17 protein-coding genes are annotated in these 17,701 nt (G+C 42.6%); 7 read left to right on the top strand and 10 right to left on the bottom strand.

Going from position 1 to position 17,701, the window contains the following annotated elements:
- The first annotated feature begins 28 nt into the window (after positions 1-28).
- A complete protein-coding gene (locus ACT3ID_RS09240) occupies positions 29-913 on the top strand; it encodes a hypothetical protein (RefSeq protein WP_491541733.1) in 885 nt (294 codons plus the stop codon).
- Here ACT3ID_RS09240 and ACT3ID_RS09235 read toward each other — a convergent pair whose 3' ends face one another.
- The 4 genes from ACT3ID_RS09235 to ACT3ID_RS09220 form a co-directional block, all read right to left on the bottom strand.
- Positions 914-1,465 carry a DUF3267 domain-containing protein gene (locus tag ACT3ID_RS09235; RefSeq protein WP_491541732.1) on the bottom strand — a complete coding sequence of 184 codons (552 nt, stop codon included), beginning with the start codon at positions 1,463-1,465 and terminating at the stop codon, positions 914-916.
- A gap of 37 nt (positions 1,466-1,502) precedes the next feature.
- Positions 1,503-1,931, bottom strand: a complete 429-nt coding sequence (locus ACT3ID_RS09230) for a YciI family protein (protein WP_491541731.1) — start codon at positions 1,929-1,931, stop codon at positions 1,503-1,505.
- A gap of 61 nt (positions 1,932-1,992) precedes the next feature.
- A complete protein-coding gene (locus tag ACT3ID_RS09225) occupies positions 1,993-4,146 on the bottom strand; it encodes a hypothetical protein (RefSeq protein ID WP_491541730.1) in 2,154 nt (717 codons plus the stop codon).
- Between the two features lie 249 nt (positions 4,147-4,395).
- Positions 4,396-5,247 carry a proline dehydrogenase family protein gene (locus tag ACT3ID_RS09220; protein WP_491541729.1) on the bottom strand — a complete coding sequence of 284 codons (852 nt, stop codon included), beginning with the start codon at positions 5,245-5,247 and terminating at the stop codon, positions 4,396-4,398.
- Positions 5,248-5,421: 174 nt separating this feature from the next.
- Between ACT3ID_RS09220 and ACT3ID_RS09215 the strand changes: the two genes are divergently transcribed.
- Positions 5,422-6,387 (top strand): DUF4097 family beta strand repeat-containing protein, encoded by a 966-nt coding sequence (locus ACT3ID_RS09215; protein WP_491541728.1) that lies wholly within the window; start codon positions 5,422-5,424, stop codon positions 6,385-6,387.
- Between the two features lie 242 nt (positions 6,388-6,629).
- Positions 6,630-7,205, top strand: coding sequence for a plastocyanin/azurin family copper-binding protein (locus ACT3ID_RS09210; RefSeq protein WP_491541727.1), 576 nt, complete (start codon positions 6,630-6,632; stop codon positions 7,203-7,205).
- 63 nt (positions 7,206-7,268) lie between these two features.
- Here the strand turns inward: ACT3ID_RS09210 and ACT3ID_RS09205 are convergent, their stop codons facing one another.
- The 3 genes from ACT3ID_RS09205 to ACT3ID_RS09195 all read right to left on the bottom strand — a co-directional run bounded on the left by ACT3ID_RS09205 (position 7,269) and on the right by ACT3ID_RS09195 (position 10,024).
- Entirely contained in the window at positions 7,269-7,889 is a 621-nt protein-coding gene (locus tag ACT3ID_RS09205) for a hypothetical protein (RefSeq protein ID WP_491541726.1), read from the bottom strand.
- Positions 7,890-7,955: 66 nt separating this feature from the next.
- Positions 7,956-9,263 (bottom strand): choice-of-anchor B family protein, encoded by a 1,308-nt coding sequence (locus ACT3ID_RS09200; RefSeq protein WP_491541725.1) that lies wholly within the window; start codon positions 9,261-9,263, stop codon positions 7,956-7,958.
- Positions 9,264-9,403: 140 nt separating this feature from the next.
- A complete protein-coding gene (locus tag ACT3ID_RS09195) occupies positions 9,404-10,024 on the bottom strand; it encodes a LexA family transcriptional regulator (RefSeq protein ID WP_491541724.1) in 621 nt (206 codons plus the stop codon).
- Positions 10,025-10,107: 83 nt separating this feature from the next.
- Here ACT3ID_RS09195 and ACT3ID_RS09190 point away from each other — a divergent pair, with 83 nt between their 5' ends.
- Positions 10,108-10,296: a helix-turn-helix domain-containing protein gene (locus ACT3ID_RS09190; protein WP_491541723.1), complete on the top strand. Its 189-nt coding sequence runs from the start codon at positions 10,108-10,110 to the stop codon at positions 10,294-10,296.
- Between the two features lie 249 nt (positions 10,297-10,545).
- Here the strand turns inward: ACT3ID_RS09190 and ACT3ID_RS09185 are convergent, their stop codons facing one another.
- Complete coding sequence (locus ACT3ID_RS09185; protein ID WP_491541722.1) at positions 10,546-12,579, bottom strand: S9 family peptidase; 2,034 nt, start codon at positions 12,577-12,579, stop codon at positions 10,546-10,548.
- 175 nt (positions 12,580-12,754) lie between these two features.
- Between ACT3ID_RS09185 and ACT3ID_RS09180 the strand changes: the two genes are divergently transcribed.
- The 3 genes from ACT3ID_RS09180 to ACT3ID_RS09170 are packed head-to-tail and all read left to right on the top strand — an operon-like array spanning position 12,755 to position 16,423.
- Positions 12,755-13,453 (top strand): hypothetical protein, encoded by a 699-nt coding sequence (locus tag ACT3ID_RS09180; protein WP_491541721.1) that lies wholly within the window; start codon positions 12,755-12,757, stop codon positions 13,451-13,453.
- A 4-nt stretch (positions 13,454-13,457) separates the two neighbouring features.
- The gene (locus ACT3ID_RS09175) at positions 13,458-15,245 is read left to right on the top strand and encodes an adenylate/guanylate cyclase domain-containing protein (protein WP_491541720.1); all 1,788 of its coding nucleotides are present in this window, start codon (positions 13,458-13,460) and stop codon (positions 15,243-15,245) included.
- Positions 15,242-16,423 carry a hypothetical protein gene (locus ACT3ID_RS09170; RefSeq protein WP_491541719.1) on the top strand — a complete coding sequence of 394 codons (1,182 nt, stop codon included), beginning with the start codon at positions 15,242-15,244 and terminating at the stop codon, positions 16,421-16,423. The genes ACT3ID_RS09175 and ACT3ID_RS09170 overlap by 4 nt, the downstream gene beginning before the upstream one ends.
- A 22-nt stretch (positions 16,424-16,445) precedes the next feature.
- Here ACT3ID_RS09170 and ACT3ID_RS09165 read toward each other — a convergent pair whose 3' ends face one another.
- Positions 16,446-17,267, bottom strand: coding sequence for an energy transducer TonB family protein (locus tag ACT3ID_RS09165; RefSeq protein WP_491541718.1), 822 nt, complete (start codon positions 17,265-17,267; stop codon positions 16,446-16,448).
- A gap of 22 nt (positions 17,268-17,289) precedes the next feature.
- Positions 17,290-17,700 carry an ExbD/TolR family protein gene (locus tag ACT3ID_RS09160; protein WP_491541717.1) on the bottom strand — a complete coding sequence of 137 codons (411 nt, stop codon included), beginning with the start codon at positions 17,698-17,700 and terminating at the stop codon, positions 17,290-17,292.
- Position 17,701: the final 1 nt, after the last annotated feature.

Below are 17,701 nucleotides of genomic sequence, written 5' to 3'. Positions count from 1 at the left end.
GGATCAATTTTAATGTTGAATACTTGCTATGAAAATTGAGTTACATAATAATTTCCTGTTTCTAGCTTTAACATTGATCCTCTTAGCAGGATGTGAAGATCGAAATATTAGTCCATTTGAGGAAAATTCTTCGACATATTCAATCTATGGAGCCCTGGAACTTGACACAATACCCAACTACATCAGGGTTAAAGATGTCACGATTCCGTTCTTGTCAGACTCGGCAAAAAATATAGACGCAAAGGTCACATTCGAAGATTTACAGGAAGGCACGAGCACCGTCTTAAGAGATACTGTTGTTAACTTTTCGGGCAACTATACCCATAACTTTATTGTCGAACAACAATTGAAACCAGATAATACCTATAAACTCACTGTCGAAGGACCAGATGGCGAAACCGCAACAAGCACTGCTACTACTCCCTCTGTAACCGAAGTAGAATTATCTATAGGCGATCAAGAGTTACCAGAGGATTTTGAAGTACCATGCAGACAAGAAATGACATTTACTTACAAAAATGTACCTGAACCAGAAAGCATTCGAATGGATATCGGGTTCAAGTACGCGGGCAAATACCAATGGGCTGAAGTAGGATTTGTTGATCAACTAAGACATGCTGATGATTCAGATGAAATGTTTTTAACTTTAAGTCCACACCAGCTCTTGATTGAAGTCTTTCCACCTCCGGGCTCCATTGAGGGACGGGATCCTCGTTATCTCAATCCGTCTGTTTCATGTCGACAATTGGATTCTAAAGAGGTAAGGGTACAGTATTTTCATTTTGGTCCTGAATGGGAGAGCGTTAACAAAGAGGCAGGACCCACCGATCCTACAAAATCTCCCGATATTGAAAATGGACTTGGTTTTTTAGGAGCTTATCATACCGGAGAATATTCATTTGAGATTCAATAGTTAATCACTGTTGGTTTCCTCCGCTACTTTGCAACCAACAAGTTCGGGATGATCTTGTACTTTTAGTCCGGATTCTACACCACGCAGCAACCACAAAATAAGTATATCTCCAGCAGCGGCGATGGCAAAAAATAGTCCAAAACCAAGCAACCAGCCATTTTGTAAAAGTAGTGCCAACAAATAAGGAATAACTCCCAATATAATTCCCGGCATTGCTACGCTCCAACGGTAGTTACTCACCTCAATAGGCTCGGGACAGTGAACGTAAGGCGTTAAGGTTTTCCACTTAAAACCGAAATGTATCTTGTCCCAGGGAATATCGTCCAGCCACCACCAGCTAACTGCATGGATATATTCGTGTGCAATAGTTCCCACTATAATGCTTACGATCAGGAACGGTATATCAATAAAAAAATGAAAAATATCCACGCCAAAGGTTTCCCATCCATAAATCCATACATAAGGAAAAATAAAAATGGCTACGATAGGAATAACTAGTGCTACAGCATAAGCATTGGCTGCTGCAAAGCTAAAGGTAAATTTACGCGACATATAAACTACTAATTAAATTCGATACAAAGTTAATACCCTATTTCAACCTCGACCCTTTGGCTGTCCGCCATGGATGTACTTCTACCGTCAATCTACCAACTTTAACGGCAGGATCCTGTTCTGCCAAACGCCTAGCTTCTTCTTTGGTCGCCGTATTAAATATCACGATTCCCCGAATATCTCCTCCTTCCGCCATAGGTCCGGTGATGCTGGTTTTTCCATCTTCTGCAAGTTTTATCAAATGTGCCATATGTTTCTTCTGGATCTCCTGCGCCTCTTCTTCACTTTGACTTCGACTGGGACCTGCCTTCAGGAAAACCATAAAATATTTCTGCATTACATATGTGGTGTCACCATCTTGCATTTCAAAAGTTTCAGGTTCTTGAACTTCTACCGAATCCCCGTCCTGCGCGAAAGTGGTTACCGCTAATATCAAAAAGAGGCCAGTCAGTAATATTTTTTTCATAACTGTAAACATGATTTAAGTGACATTGCCATAACTAAAGTACGTAATTTCTGATACTATTTTATCCCCCGTTTGACTTCAAAAATAAAACCCAATCCTCTTGCTCCTGTAACCGTTCACGATATCGTTCTCGGAGAGATATTCCCCGTAACTTTTCTATTAACTGATCAAACAACACTAACTTCCCCTGGAATGCCAAATGATGTATCAACTGCAGGTAGTCATCAAAATATTTTGCTTTCAACGAATCATTAATTAGTTGCTGTGTATAGCTTTCAACAAGCGACCAACGCTCATAATCAATAGCCTTTTTGATACTCCGAACTTTTGTGCGGTGATTGGCTTCCGAAAAAGCTAGAGAATCCGGCAAATTATTATGATAGGTCATCTGCCGATAGATTGACCATTGATGGTCATCCTGGCGGGTCATCAGCGCTGGCTTTAGCAGCGAATCGGGATTCTCCTCAAACAGCATCTCTGCTCTGCTAAGGTGCGGCCGAGCCCGCTCCATAGTATTAGTCATGGCAAACGCATCCGCATAAAGTAGTTGCAAATCTACTGTGCTATCTCGCAGATGAGCTGCCTGCTGTACTTTTTGGGGATTTCCGGCCAATAGATTTCTATAGCTCCATTCGGCTTTTATCGGCGGTACGCTGTCAGATAAAGCCACAACACGGTCCAATACCTCTAAAGCACGTGTGGTATCTCGACTGGCAAGAAAAAACTGATACCGATCTTCTGCAAAACCAAAATCCGAAACTATGTGCGGACATTCCTTTTCAAACAGTGACGGTCTGCTGAAGATGCGGCGTGCTATTTGTCGATCCACGGTATCTGTTTCAACAGTATCCAAAGCTTGATACCACTCTTGGGTTAACGTTTCCCAATCCGTCTCATAAGCTTCGCTTAAATCCCCTGTACGAAATGCGTCCTTTAAATTTGAAATGGGATAGTTTTTCATAAGAAATCGTACAAACGAGCCGCTGGTGGTATAATTCACTCCCGATCGCCCGCCGTAAAATCCCCGGGGCGAAAAGGCATGTTTCAACTCTTCAGCCGTGGGATAGGGTTTTTCCGATACCACGATCTGATCCACCGTTGAAGTCCGTGAAGATCCGCCGTCAATGGCTACGGCTATACCCTCAATCAATCCAACGCTCCAGCTGGCATTGAACAGCTTATTACCAAACTCTTTAGTCAGCACGTGCACCAGCTCGTGTTTCAGGCTGTGATCGATCTGCTGTTTGGCGATATGCAACTGATCTTGCTCCAGCCAGACGGGGACAAAGCTGGTAAACTTTGCTCCCACCAATTCTTTCTTCTGCCACGGGTGCCCGTATAAATAGCTCTCGATTTTTTGGGTCGTATCACGCCCCGATAATTCCAGCTGATCTGCAATCTGATCGAAATAGAATTCGTGCTCCTTTGCCAATAAATCAATTTCGTAATCGCTATACAATTGATGATCGTAATACAGATCAAAATTTTCAGTCGCTTTATGCCCTCCAAGTACATTCTGCAAATGCGAACGAGGTGATATCACCCCAAACTCTGTCATTTGCGTATAGCTCAACAAAATAGCGATAGCCGAAAAACCGACTATCCACTTTGAAAAATTGTCGCTGTTAATAGTCGGAATGTTCCAAAGTAAAATAGCCCATAACACAGTAAGCGCACGAAAAAAAACAGTGGCTTCGTTAACTTGAACTATCTCATCATAAATCGGCCCCGGCCAGCCACCCCACACGTGATTAAAAAAATACACTTGTGGATAGGTCAACAGCTCATATAAGAATATTCCCAGAGCTACAGCTAGTAATACTATAGTAGTAATCAGCCGGCGATACGGTATATCCCATATTCTTAATAACCGCCCTATGGCAAAGCCGAAAAAGACGCTGGGCAGTGGAAAGAGCAACCAAAAAGCCAGACCATCAATACTAAAACAACTTGTCACTATTGCCTTTACGAGCAGTGGTAATCCCACTATAAAAAGAAAACCTGATATTCGCAGTGCAGCAAAGAAATCGCTCTTTTTCTGACGCTTACAAGCACTGATTCCGGCCCAGAAACAGCCCAACAGTGAAACCAGCATGGCTGATTCGATATGGAAATCATCCAGCAGTGGGATAAAAAGCAGTACAACTCCGAAAAGAATTGGAATAGTCAGAAATAAAATTCTGCGCTTGAAATCAAACATGGTGTAAAATAACATCTAAATATTTTTTAAACCAAACCATCCCACATTGTCTGGGTTGCCAAAAGATTATAGCCTCTGCTCTGCCAAGTGTCCCCCCTCTGCTCTGTCAATGCTCATCCAAGCGTCCACGCTTGGATAATATTTTCTTTTCAAGCGTGAATGCTCGGAACGTTGGGGTAGACGCTTAAAACAACTAGAGAGGCTTAGACATGGGTGATGCCGCTGATTACACTTGTGTTGAAGATGCGGATTGTTTTCCAAGCATTATTTCTGAAAAAGTGTCGTCAGTACAAACCAAATATTTTCTTTACGCTCCATCAGGCGGCGCTTAAAATAGGGGAACCACATCGTCCCATAAGGCACATAGATGCGCGCGTTATAGCCGTTAGCTGCAAAATTTTCCATAGTCGTCTGCCGAAGTCCATACAGCATCTGAAACTCAAACCGGGATTTATCAATTCCCTGTTCATCAGTATATCTCTGAGTCCAGTTTATTAACCGATCATCGTGTGTTGCAATCCTCGGATAGGGTGTTTTCTCGAGCAGTACTTTTGCATAACTTTTGAAGGCATCACGGATATCATCCATATTTTGCAGTGCAATATCTTCTGGCTCATTATAAGCACCCTTGCACAAGCGAACGTCAGCTCCCAACTCTGCCAGCTCATCGATATCTTTTTTCGTGCGATGCAAATACGCCTGAATCACAATACCCACGTGTCTGCCAAACTCCTGAAAAGCCTCTTTAAAAAGGTCGATGGTAATCTGGGTGTAGTCTGATCCCTCCATGTCTATCCGCACAAACTGATTGTTACTCCGAGCCGCTTCTAGCAGCTTGAAAAGATTATCTCGGCAGTAGTCATGATCGATGTCGAGCCCCATCATTGTAAGCTTAATCGATATCGTGCTATCTAATCCCGATTCATTAATACCATCCAGCAGATTGATGTAGGCATCAACAGTTTTGTCGGCCGTTGCTCGATCTTTAACATTTTCGCCAAGCAGATCAAGAGTTACTTTAATCTCCTTTTCATTCAGCTGCTTAACTTTAGGTATAGTATCTTCAAAAGATTCACCGGCAACAAAACGTTTTGCAAGAAAAAAGGGTAGCTTCATAAATAAGAGTGTTAGTATCAAGTTTCGAAAGTGCCAGAAAATAATGAATTGACTACTTCTCTACTACTGGCATTAACGTAATTTTAAACCTTAACTGAAACTCTTTAAGTAAACAGTCGTATTGCTCGTTTGACTCTCCAATCAAAAACCCAATTTACTTTAAAGGAGAAAATTATGACTGCTCGAAATTCCTACTTCATGAAAATTGCATTAGCTGTGGTCGGGGCATTTTTGTTCACTTTTATTGTGATGAAATCTGCCATGTCGTTTGCACTTGCACAAGACGAACCATACCAGGTTGAAACTTTTGACGTAAATACCCCCGGTTCTCTGGATGTGGCAACCTCTGGCGGACATATCACCGTCAAAGGATCTTCGACAAATTCGGTCAGAGTTGAAATGTATGTCCGAAAAAATGGACAAAACTTGTTACCCGAAGACATAAATTTAGACGACTGGGATATAGATATTTCCCAATCGGGTAGTTCGGTAAAAGCAATCGCTAAAAGTCCTAATAGAAACAGGAATTTTTGGAGCCGTGATAACAACCTCTCCATATCCTTTGTGGTTTACACGCCGCGCGAAATGAGTTCTGACCTGAGAACCAGTGGTGGTCATATAGAAGCCCATGCGTTATCCGGTAATCAAAAAATTAAAACCAGTGGCGGACATCTGGAACTATCAAATCTTGAAGGAACGATCGAAGCCCGAACTTCCGGTGGGCATATCGATATTGCTGATGTGCTGGGAGATTTAAACGCACGGACGAGTGGTGGACATATAGATGTCCGTAATTCTGAAGGTACTGTAAAAGTAAGAACCAGCGGCGGTCATATTAAATTAGCAGATATTAACGGCACAGTAGAAGCATCCACAAGCGGTGGCGGTATTTCTGCAGATTTAAATGCCATTGAGCAATATGTTGATCTAAAAACCAGCGGTGGAAATGTAAATATCAATATACCCGGCCAATTGGGAGTCGATCTAAATCTCAAGGGAAGTTATGTCAGCACCAATCTGCAAAATTTCTCCGGAAGTGTAGATCGTGATGAAGTACAAGGTAAGCTCAATGGCGGCGGCCCTATGATATCTGCCCGCACATCCGGCGGAACGGTTTCAGTATCTTTTAATAATCGATAATGATTCATCTTATTTATAAGTTGTAAGATAAAGAATGCTCTTTCATCCTGATCTTCCTGGATTTTGAGGCTATATGTATTGGCCAATTTAACTATATTTACTCCAAGAGGATTCAAAAAGTCAAAAGAATTCGCTTTTTAATCGGATTATTTTGTATTCTTACTTATCTGGCAGTTGAATTTTATTTAACCCTGCTTTGTTTAATAGCCACAAAATCCAATTAAAATCAAAAGTATTTAACTATGAAATTTTTAAATATAATAGCTTCTCTGACTCTCATCCTTTTCATGGTAGGATGCGGCGGTGGAGAAAGTGATCAAGAGCAGGCCGATACACCAGATACTCAAGAAACTGAAGCGGCTGAGGGCGAAGTTCGCACTATTGAAATGATCGGTATTGATGAAATGAAGTTTGTAATGGAACAAGAAGCCGAAGGGGTGACACTGGGTGATAGCTACGGTCAGGATAACCTCCAGGAAGTTGATAATATAACGGTAGCACCCGGCGAAGAAATTCGCATAGTTTTGACTACACGTAGCGAGATGCCTGCTTCGGCCATGGCCCACAATTGGGTATTGCTAACTATGGAAGCAGATGCACAAACTTTTGCAAACGCTGCGGCCCGAGCTAAAGATAATGACTATATACCCGCTGATATGTCTGATCAGGTTATAGCTCAAACAGGCTTGGCAGCAGGAGGCGAAACAACAGAGGTTACATTTACAGCTCCCGAAGAGCCGGGAGACTATGAATTCATATGTACCTTTCCGGGTCATTATGCTGGAGGTATGGAAGGCACTTTGACTGTTAAAGGATAACTCTTATTTCTATGATGAAGGGCGACTGAACTCTCGGTCGCCTTTCTATTTCATCGCCCTCTCCTACCTCTGAACTCCCAAGTCCCTCCCGGTCATAATCATAATATGCGCCCATGGGGTACCTGGTTCCATAATCCACGGAGCCCCCTTACTGGCCGGTTTTCTCGACAGACCGGTGGACTCTTCGGTTGCATAGGGGATATAAACGACGTACAGGGGAGTTGCATCAACTACTTGTCCGGTTGTATAATCGAAAGCATCAGCCGAACCTGTTAAAGAGTACAATGCCATAGGTTTTTGAGGCAACTCAATTTCGCCCGCCTCTATCTTCTTTTGTCTGCGGCTGTCAATTTCTTTTCGGGATAGTCCCTCCGCTTTTAACTCCCGTCCGCGCTTCATAAACGGTTCCAAACCTCTGTGATAACAAGCTACATGAAAATTCTTTTGCGCTGGATCATCAGCTATACATATTAGATTATTTTCCCCTTCTCTCAACGTTACCAGATTTTCATTTTCGTCATACCCTTTTACGGTTGCTTGGTCCTGCATATTTTCCGGCGCAGGGCTTACTGCTGCTTTGATCTGATTATGCTCTGACAACTGCTTTGATTGAGCCTCCGCTACTACTGCAGCAATAAATAGGAAACCTAAAAGACTTGCCCCAACTTTCAATAAAATATTCATACCATTTCCACTAGTTAATGCTTATTCGCAGAAAACATACGAATTCTGGAGATGATGTCAATGATATTACTCTAAATGGGGATTCAAAACATACAATCCTCGGTTGATATCGCTGACAACAACAACTCCGCTATCAAAGTATGGATAGTTACTCCAGGCACCTTTAAAACCAGCTTCATTTCTTGTACGAAATGTATCAAAGTGAGCCACCTCTTCTAATGTACCATCGGCAATATTTTCTAAATCCAGGATACGCAAGCCACCAGTATAATTCGCCTGATACACGTAATCGCCTTTTACAAATTGATTGTGATCGGTGGATGCCAACGCAGATTCATATATGCCGATCATTCGGGGATCATCAAGATCCTGAACATCCCAAACAAAAGTACGGGTATTTATACCTTCGAATTCATCCAATTCATCATCCTGCAGAAAATAACGATGATCTTCTGTCAGCCATCCCTGATGAATATATCCTACATCATTATATGTAGACTTCGAAATAGTTGATGTATTTTGCTTGTCTGAAACATTGGCGACTACCAGATAGTCTCCACTAGAATTGATGCATATTTCCTCACCCTGATAATCGGCGTCGGGACCATGATAGTTAACACACTGCGTGTCATGAACATAGCCCGTCCGGTTATATCCCACCGAAGAATCGCTGTGAAAACCTACAAATACGGGATCGGCCGGATTCTTTATATCCAACATGTGAAGCCCGCCGCCATATGTATTCGATCCCACTACATATGCATAACCACTTTGCTCATTGATGGCGATATTGTGAGCATTGTCGAAATCTTCGTACAAAACATCTTCGCTAAATATTTCAGGTGGATTTTCTATATCTCGCAGCTGAGTCAAATCAAAGACCTGTAATCCATGATCCTGTCCATCACTGACTACAAAAAGGTGATTCTGATACACTTTGAAATCACGCCAACCGGATTTTGTCTCATGAGCAAGATTTGCCCCACTCTCTTTTCGATTTGATCTGGATGCAGAAGCTGTCTCTTTTAATTTCCCCACTACTGCCGGCTCTGTAGGATCAGAAATATCTACAAAGGCAACACCGTCAACCAAGCCAACCAATGCGTATTCGATTTCTGTTTGTGGATCTGTCCAGCCCCAGATATCATTCAAAGCTCTTCCATCATCCAGTGGCTCTGTCGGCAGCTCCGCTACCGATACATGAGCTACTAGATCGATATTATCGCAAGAATACATATCATCTGACACTCCATCTGTACATTTATAATTCTCAGGAATATCTAAATTATCGTCATCTGACAAGGTTGGATTATCGCCACATCCTAATAATAAGAATAGAATAAGCAGATACAGAAAATGTGGACGAATCTTCATATCACTTATTTGATTAGTGCTAATAACAACGAATATACCTGCTTTCTGTTAACTTTGATCCAAAAAGAACTTAACTGTTGAATAATAACATTAATTCACTATTCAAACTAGCTTATCAAAGAGAACAACAATCCGCTTAATTATTGCATTCGCCGGAAAACCCAGACCATTTTACCAATTATGTTATGGCTTTCACTATTTTTGGATATCTTTAAAGTATCCTGCTCGCCATTATCACAGCTAATGATATATTTATCTCTTTCTTCCCGGATTCTCCTGCATATTATATCATCATTGCAACTAATCAAACATATATCTTCATTGTTGGGTTGTGGATTGTTCGTGTTGAAAAATACTATATCATGCTTTTGCACAGTAGGAGCCATCAAATTTTCAGGAACGGTATATCCTATCAGATAATCCGGAGAAAATTCGCTCAAATGTTCAGAAGCCAGCATCATTTTTCCATCTTCGATACTGCGTTCAAAATCAGGTTCATTATTTTTATCTACGTATACTGCAGAATATATAGGTATTTGTTCGGTTTCAGATACCAATTCATTTTTCATCATGGGGCCCTGACCCTCAAGCAGCCAGTTCTTGTTTAAATCGCTACATTTCTTGATGATCCGTCCCAAGTCTAAGCGGCCCCTGTTTTTCTGCATGCTCAAAGTGCTGGGATTTATATCCAGAAAATCAGCAACTTCTGAATCGGTGGTTAAGTGATACGCCTCTTTGATACGTTCTATTATTTTGCTCACTTTCGATTAATACTTGTATTTCATAAATTCACAATATGTGAATTTCTATAATTTATAAATCAACATATTTAATCCTACGTAAAATGCAAAAAAGAAATCGCAACGAGGCCGAGAAGGAAGTAATCAAAATGATGATTGACGCAGATGTTAATCAAAAAATGGTTGCTGAACACCTGGGCATTACCCCGCAGGCAGTAAATAATCGGTTAAAAAGAGGTAGCGTTGAACCCCTGATTGAGGCTATAAAAGAACTGGACGAAAAGCTTTCTTAAAAACGTTTAGGTTCATTTAAAAATCATCTACAGTTACCGAAAGCTATTAATCATTTCTAGTTCTGGTTATACTTAGACAAGTGATAATAAGTACGGTATCTTCATCTGTACCTTGATCTCCTGAAGTATTTTCTAAAGCAGATCTCTTGGAAATATCGGGAATCGGTCCAATTACTACCCAAACCGGTCAATAAATTGTTAATAAATATCCCCGGCCAATAAGCCGGAGATATGTTCTGCAAACGGGGATTAGTATTTTTCAAACCACTCCAATATATGAGCAACTTTGCTCATTAAGTTACTGGGCCGGCTGGCAATGCCGTGGCTCGTTTTTGGTATTCGTACCATTACCGATTCTACCTTCTGTAGTTGCAGTGCTGTGTAAAACTGTTCCGTCTCTGACATCGGCGTCCGATAGTCTTCTTCGCCGGTAAGTAACATGGTAGGTGTATTCACATTGCCAACGTGCGATATGGGAGATCGCTCCATATAATGCTCAAGGTTCTCCCATGGAAAGCCGGGGAACCAGTATTTATAATAGGTGGAGGCACCGTCGGATGTCAGCGCAAAGCTATACCAGTTGATTACCGGCTTAGCTACCACCGCTGCATTAAAGCGGTCGGTCTTTCCGATAGCCCATGCAGTGAGCACACCACCGCCACTGCCCCCGGTGATATAAAGTCTGTCAGCATCCACATATCCCTTATCAATCACCGCATCTACGCCGGACATTAAATCATCGTGATCTTCGCTGGGATAATTGTGGTGGATATAATTGCCAAATTCTTTCCCGTAGCTCGTACTTCCCCGCGGATTGATATACACCACTACATATCCTTCCGCTGCCATCAACTGTATTTCGGCAGAAAAACGATCGCCATAGTTTGTATGCGGACCTCCATGTATCTCCAGGATAAGCGGGTATTTTTTATCGGGATCAAAATTCGGTGGCTTCACGATCCAGCCCTGGATCTCCTGCCCGTCATATGATGATTCGAACCAAATCTCTTCAACCTTTCCCAGCGTTTTATGTCCGAAAAGATCTTCATTTATTTCGGTGAGTCGTTCTACTTCATTGCCTCTGCTACTTACAGCAATATCAGCCGGTCGTTCTGGCGTAGCATAGGTATAGGCGAAAGTACCATTTGGGGCTACCGTATATGAACCACTCCCGTAAGGACGTCCAATAGTGGTACCCCCTCTATTGTCAGCCAATTTTTCTACCTCACCATTCAAAGATATGTAACCAATCTTTCCATTTCCTTCATCATCATATTCGAAATAAAGTCCATCTCCGTTTTCTGCCCACTGCACATTACCAACGCTGCGATCAAAATCACCGGTCAGTTCTTGCTTTTCGGATCCATCACTATTCATCACGTATACGTTTGTAAGCTGATAACTATCCATATTGTCATCATAGCCGAGATAAGCAATTTTACTGCCGTCAGGTGATAGGGCAGGACTGCTATCGGGGCCTTCTCTGTCGGTGAGCTGCGTCATCGAACCATCATCAACTAAAATTTTATACAGCTCTGTATCGCGCGCATCATATTCCCAGTCTTCCTTTCGGTTAGTGGAAATAATCAGATGCTCACTGTCTGATGTCCACTCGGGCGAACCGTGGTTGTAATCTCCTCTCGTGATCTGACGAGGCGTTCCACCTTCAGCGGGAATCACAAAAACATGACGATACCCATCTTTAACAAAGCCTGAAGATCCATCTCTTCGATATTGTAAATCATCAATGACATTTGCGGGCTCAGACCATTCTGCTCCCTCGGGCTTACCGGGTAGAGACACCATCGGCTTTTCAACTTGGGGGACAAACATGGTAAAGGCAATATACTCCCCGTCAGGTGACCAGGTAATATCGCTCGGAGATTCTGTTAAATTAGTGATTTTAGCACTTTCCCCGGTATCCATCCAGCGCATATGAAGCTCTGTAGATCCACTTTTTGTCGAGCCGTAAAGCAGACGATCTCCGCTGGGCGACCATCGTGGCGAAAAGTTATTGTTATTGCCGGATGTCAGCGGACGGTGACGGCTGCCGTCTGTGTTTATAATCCACAAATTCGAGTGGTTGCGGTCTTTCATGATGTCAGAAAAATTCCGCTGGTAAACAATCTTCGATCCATCCGGAGAAATTTGTGGATCGGAGGCGTACTCGATGTCAAACACATCTTCCAGTGTAAAGATATCTGATTGTGCGTCGGCACGACTTACAAAGGTGAACATACTAAGTAGAAAAAGAAGTATACAAAGGGAGAGACGTCGTAGCATGAGCAATTGGTTTATTAATATTCGGTGCCTTAAAAATAAACAGTTGATTCCAAGACGCTAGTCCAATTTACGTCTTTTTAACACTTTATTCCTCTGAATATACACCTGTTAAACTTTTCAGCGTCGATATTAGGCAATTATGATTAGTTCCCACTTTTGAATACATTTTCCCTTTATGAAGGGAAAAATATCCATCATATTGGCTTTCGGGATGTTCTGCTACCTCTCCTTGTCTCAACCTGACAGGAAAAAAGAATTTTCTACAGGAAGTATCCAAGGGACGGTTATACTTGGGGTTCAGCAATCACCAGTACAGTTAGGGGGTGCCGGAAATCGTTATGGAAGGTCTTCAGAAGGAAGAAAAAGTACTTCCAATTCTCCTGAGGATTCGGTTTTAATTTGGCTCGTCAGCACCGAAGAGGTAGATGCTTCACCATCTGAATCGTCCGCTATTCTGGATCAAAGGAATATAGAATTTAACCCCTCACTTTTGGCTATTCCGCAGAATGCAACTATAAGTATTCAAAATTCTGATCCGGTTTATCACAATGTGTTCAGCCTCTCAAGCACTAAAAAATTTGATGCCGGAAGGCGACCGAAAGGAGATAACATAAAAATTACTTTCGAAAAACCTGGTGTTGTGGATGTGTTTTGCGATATACACTCAAATATGCATGCCGTTATCTATGTTATGCCCTCTGAAGTATTAACATGGAAAAAGGCAAAAAGCGGCAACTCATTCGAATTTTCTGAAATCCCCGAAGGTAGTTATGAACTTAAATTCTATGCACTGGGATACAAGGAGCAATCCATACCGATTGAAGTTAGTACAGGGGAAAACTTAAATATCGGTACCATAACCCTGAACTCCTGAAGTTATGAAGAACAAGTTTTTTAGCTTGCGTTGGAAGTTATTGATTGGGTTTGTGGGGCTGGTGTTAGTCTCTGTGCTCATTCTACTCATAAGCTCCAGCCAGATTGTAGAATCTCGTATCCGTGCTAACATAAACACCAACTTTGTTGAGGCGGGGAGAGTTTTTGAGCGTATCCAGGATATTCGTTTCCGGCAATTGCGGCAAACTGCTATCCTCTTAGCTGACACTCCCAAGTTGAAAGCGGCAATCTCCACCGGTGACACAGCTACTGTCAATCAAACCATCAGAGAAGAACTTCTCTACCTGCTTGACTTTGATCCGGTTATTCCCGACTCGCTTGTCCCGTCTGAGTTTTATACCAATCCCGATTCTGCCGGGTTACTTCTAATCACCGATTCACAAGGAAAACCTTTAGGGCAGATGGCTTCGGAAAGCCTGCCACAATATTCCATAGCCGATAGACCCGGAATGAACAGAGCCTTACTAGGGGAGATGCCCTCCCAATCTTACATATGGAAACAAGAAGAACGCTACTTTAATGTGATTACAATCCCCATATGGGCCGGAGATCGCCTGGAGGGAACACTTTCCTACGGATTCCCGATGCGTCAACAGGAAACAAAGCAGCTTTCCCGCGATATAGGTCTTGAAGTGCTTTATTATGTTGACAATCAACTATTGACCTATTCTTTTGATGGCTTATCTACTTCAAATAAAAAGGTACTTTCAAAGAGTATTCATTCTGCAACTTTTGAAGTACTTGGTAGTGGAGAAGCTACCTCTACCGAAGTTATGTTGAATGATGAAACATGGATGGTTTATATAGCACCAATGTTCGAAACAGAGCATCCCTCGCAGGGTATCAACGGCTATTATGCTGTAGCCAAATCCTTGACTGAGGCGCTGGTACCGCTACAAAACCTGCAGTTATTAATTTTCGGAATCGGCATACTTTCTGTCATTGGTGCAATTTTAATCAGTATCTGGCTTACCCGACGCATCACAAAGCCGATCGATCAGCTGGTTGAGGGGGTCCGGCGCGTTGAAAAAGAAGATTTTAGCAAACAGGTGCCTATAACCAGCAACGATGAAATCGGACAACTAACTCAAGCTTTTAATGATCTTGTACAAGGCCTTCAGGAACGTCTGCATATGCTGAAATTTGTTTCTGAAGCAACCCTTGACGCTATCAAAAGTAACCTCACCCGAATTGAACCGGGCGGAGAAAGACGAAATATAAGCGTACTTTTTTCTGATATTCGAGGGTTTACCTCGTGGAGTGAAAAACGTACTCCCGAGGAGGTTATTGATATTCTTAATAATCTATTAAGCTTACAGGCAGAAATCATACAGGAGTTTGACGGTGACGTAGATAAATTTGTCGGTGACGAATTAGTAGCGGTGTTCCAGGGCGAAGATAAAGAGCAAAAAGCTGTGCACGCAGCTGTTAAAATACAGACTAAACTGTCAGACCTTCTGGATGATAAACACGAAGATATGTCTGTAGGTATCGGCATTAACAGTGGAGAAGTGGTTATGGGAGCCATGGGGAGTAAAAACCGCATGGATTATACCGTACTGGGAAATACTGTGAACCTCGGTGCTCGATTATGTTCGGCTGCGGGACATAGCCAGATATTAATAACGAATTCAGTGTATCTGAATCTTGAGCGGCGGATTCCCACTGACAAACTGGAAAAAATAAAAGTCAAAGGAATTGCAAATCCTGTTCAAATCTATGAAGTAAATTGGGAAGAGGAGTATCACTTCACAAAAAAGGAGACACTATGAACCTTCGGCATAGATCGCTATATCTCTTTTTATTCTTTTTTTTGACTGTCACTCTTCCGGCAAAAGCACAAATACAGCTCGGCGGACTTGCAGATTTTGAGCTCAGGAAAGGTGATTCAGATTCTTCGCCCTATGTCAATCAAACTCCTACTGACAAATGGATGCTTTATACGCCCTATATCCGACTTTTTGCAAATGCCAATATTGCTGATAACTGGTTCATATCATCAGCCCTGCAATCAGATTACTACAACGGTCAAGAATTAGGTCCTCCTTTCTTTTCAGTAATTAATCTTAATTGGATACCAAAAGAAGAGTCTGATTTTACCATTACGGCCGGTCGTTTTGTAACCCCATACGGTATTTATTCCGAACGTATTCTCTCATCTGATAACCCTTTCGTGCATTTTCCCCTATCTCATTCTGCAGGGTTGCCAGTTAGCAAAGAACTCGGCATTCTGGACAACAGTGTTAGTTATGGAGAGGACGTTACCGGCCTCTCCATGGTGTATCAACGTATGTATTCACAGGGGATCAGTATTAGCAATCAGGTTGGGGAGTCGGAGTGGCTGCGCTATAATTTAACAGCTACCCTAAGCCCGGTTTCCAGTTATTTTGAAATTGCACAATACAATACCCCCTCGTTTGTCGGCCGCTTAGTATTTCAACCAAAGATTTGGGGGCAATTCGGACTTTCCTTTAGTACGGGTCCGTTTATGAAACGAAATGCTATAAATTCTGAATCCTATTCGAATGCAGATTCATATCAACAGCTTGCGATTGGCACAGATCTAGAAATTTCATACCACTACTACACGTTTGTTTTGGAATATAACTGGAGCCAATGGAATGCTCCCTATGTTGTTCAGCAATCTCCTGTTGGAGAAACCTTAGAAGCATCTGTAAATCATATTTCTGCGGAGGCTGTTATCAACTTTCCCTTTTTTGTAGGTGGATATTCTGGAATCAGATATGAACAACTAATTTCAGGCGATATCAGCTCGGGCCCTTATGGCAGCGGACAATCCTGGACTTATGGCCGGCAGCGGCTGGAGATGCTCTTGGGGTATAAACTGCACCGAAATATAACCCTGAAAACTTCCTATTTATATTCAGCTGACTCAGGCCCCGGCCTGAATGATGATGTGCTGGCTATACAACTAAGTGTAGCTTACTGACAGCTTTTGTATAGATCTTCCTTTACTCAAGCACAAATCGGAAAGTAATAACACCCCATTGTGATTGCTGAGGAACACCCGAAGGCAGACGCGAGAATTGCCAGCTGCGAAGTGTATTCATCACTTCACGCTCGAGTTCCGGATTCATTTTCTTGAGAGGAATAATTCGTCCAATAGAACCATCCGGCCTCACTTCGAATCGTATCGTAATCGTAGCCTCTTCGTCTGTTGTGTTTTCGGGTAGTGGCTGCACCATCGGATCGCGATCTACATCGCCCTCCCAGTTCAGCTCATATGGAGCAGACTTTTCCTGCTGGTTGCCAGTACCCTGATCGGCATTCAGTTCACCGGTATTCCCCTGCACATCGCCGCTGGTTTCAGCACCTTCTTGCTGTACTTCATCCTCTTCGGTCTTGGGCGGAACAATTACTTCTTGTTGCTCCTCGTTAGCTGTTTCTTCCTGCGGGTCCACTTTATCGGTTTCAGGCGTTTCAACTTCCTCTTCTTCAACCTCTTCCACTTCATCGGGAACATCCACAGGCTTGACCGTTTCTTCAGTCGTAGCCTGTTGCTCTTCCACAGGTTCTGGTGGCTCGGGTTCGGGCTCTTCAGGTTCTGTCTCGGAGGGGTCAGGGCGTGTAGCTACCTCTTCAGCCTGTTCTTCGGCATATTCAGCCGGAGTCCCGGTCTGGAATTCACCGAACTCAACTTCTATAAAAGATGGGCGTACGTTGGCTTCGATAGAAAAGGTATATAACAGAAAAATTACAACCAGCACCAGATGCAGTCCACCCGAAACAGCAAGGGCAAAGCGATCTTCATTTTCTAATTCCGGTGCCTTCATAGGTAATCTTTCTTAACAAAAATTATCTTGATGTCTGTTCAGTTGCCATCATGATATTCAGCTCCAGTGCCTTGGCAATGTTCATAACACGGACGGCATCATCTATCAGAGCGTCCTTATCTGCCCGTAAAACGAGTGTGCCCCGGGGTTTGTTGTTTTTGGCTTCTCGCAGAGCAGACGCCAGTTGTGCCCGGCTGGTAATCTCCCCATCTACATAAAACTCACCGTCTTTTGTCACTGCCACAGTTATATGCTGTGCTTCGGTCTGTGCACCGCTTTCTGCTTTGGGGATATTCACTTTAATGCCAAAATTTGTCACAAATGACGATGTCAGCAAAAAGAAGATAAGCAACAGCAGTACAATGTCCGTCAATGACGACTGCGAAAACATCGTCAACGGCTCTCTACGTTCATCATCTCGTCTAAAGTCCATG

The sequence above is a fragment of the Fodinibius sp. GM108 genome, from assembly GCF_058386985.1.
Note: the sequence above shows the minus strand (reverse complement) of the source record. Positions and strands in the feature narration are given on the sequence as shown.

Coding starts and splice junctions, on each gene's coding strand:
- ACT3ID_RS09220 (WP_491541729.1), bottom strand. CDS start 5,247: ATGAAGCTACCCTTTTTTCTTGCAAAACGTTTTGTTGCCGGTGAATCT.
- ACT3ID_RS09190 (WP_491541723.1), top strand. CDS start 10,108: ATGCAAAAAAGAAATCGCAACGAGGCCGAGAAGGAAGTAATCAAAATG.
- ACT3ID_RS09165 (WP_491541718.1), bottom strand. CDS start 17,267: ATGAAGGCACCGGAATTAGAAAATGAAGATCGCTTTGCCCTTGCTGTT.
- ACT3ID_RS09215 (WP_491541728.1), top strand. CDS start 5,422: ATGACTGCTCGAAATTCCTACTTCATGAAAATTGCATTAGCTGTGGTC.
- ACT3ID_RS09230 (WP_491541731.1), bottom strand. CDS start 1,931: ATGAAAAAAATATTACTGACTGGCCTCTTTTTGATATTAGCGGTAACC.
- ACT3ID_RS09160 (WP_491541717.1), bottom strand. CDS start 17,700: ATGGACTTTAGACGAGATGATGAACGTAGAGAGCCGTTGACGATGTTT.
- ACT3ID_RS09225 (WP_491541730.1), bottom strand. CDS start 4,146: ATGTTATTTTACACCATGTTTGATTTCAAGCGCAGAATTTTATTTCTG.
- ACT3ID_RS09185 (WP_491541722.1), bottom strand. CDS start 12,579: ATGCTACGACGTCTCTCCCTTTGTATACTTCTTTTTCTACTTAGTATG.
- ACT3ID_RS09205 (WP_491541726.1), bottom strand. CDS start 7,889: ATGAATATTTTATTGAAAGTTGGGGCAAGTCTTTTAGGTTTCCTATTT.
- ACT3ID_RS09240 (WP_491541733.1), top strand. CDS start 29: ATGAAAATTGAGTTACATAATAATTTCCTGTTTCTAGCTTTAACATTG.
- ACT3ID_RS09235 (WP_491541732.1), bottom strand. CDS start 1,465: ATGTCGCGTAAATTTACCTTTAGCTTTGCAGCAGCCAATGCTTATGCT.
- ACT3ID_RS09175 (WP_491541720.1), top strand. CDS start 13,458: ATGAAGAACAAGTTTTTTAGCTTGCGTTGGAAGTTATTGATTGGGTTT.
- ACT3ID_RS09170 (WP_491541719.1), top strand. CDS start 15,242: ATGAACCTTCGGCATAGATCGCTATATCTCTTTTTATTCTTTTTTTTG.
- ACT3ID_RS09200 (WP_491541725.1), bottom strand. CDS start 9,263: ATGAAGATTCGTCCACATTTTCTGTATCTGCTTATTCTATTCTTATTA.
- ACT3ID_RS09180 (WP_491541721.1), top strand. CDS start 12,755: ATGAAGGGAAAAATATCCATCATATTGGCTTTCGGGATGTTCTGCTAC.
- ACT3ID_RS09210 (WP_491541727.1), top strand. CDS start 6,630: ATGAAATTTTTAAATATAATAGCTTCTCTGACTCTCATCCTTTTCATG.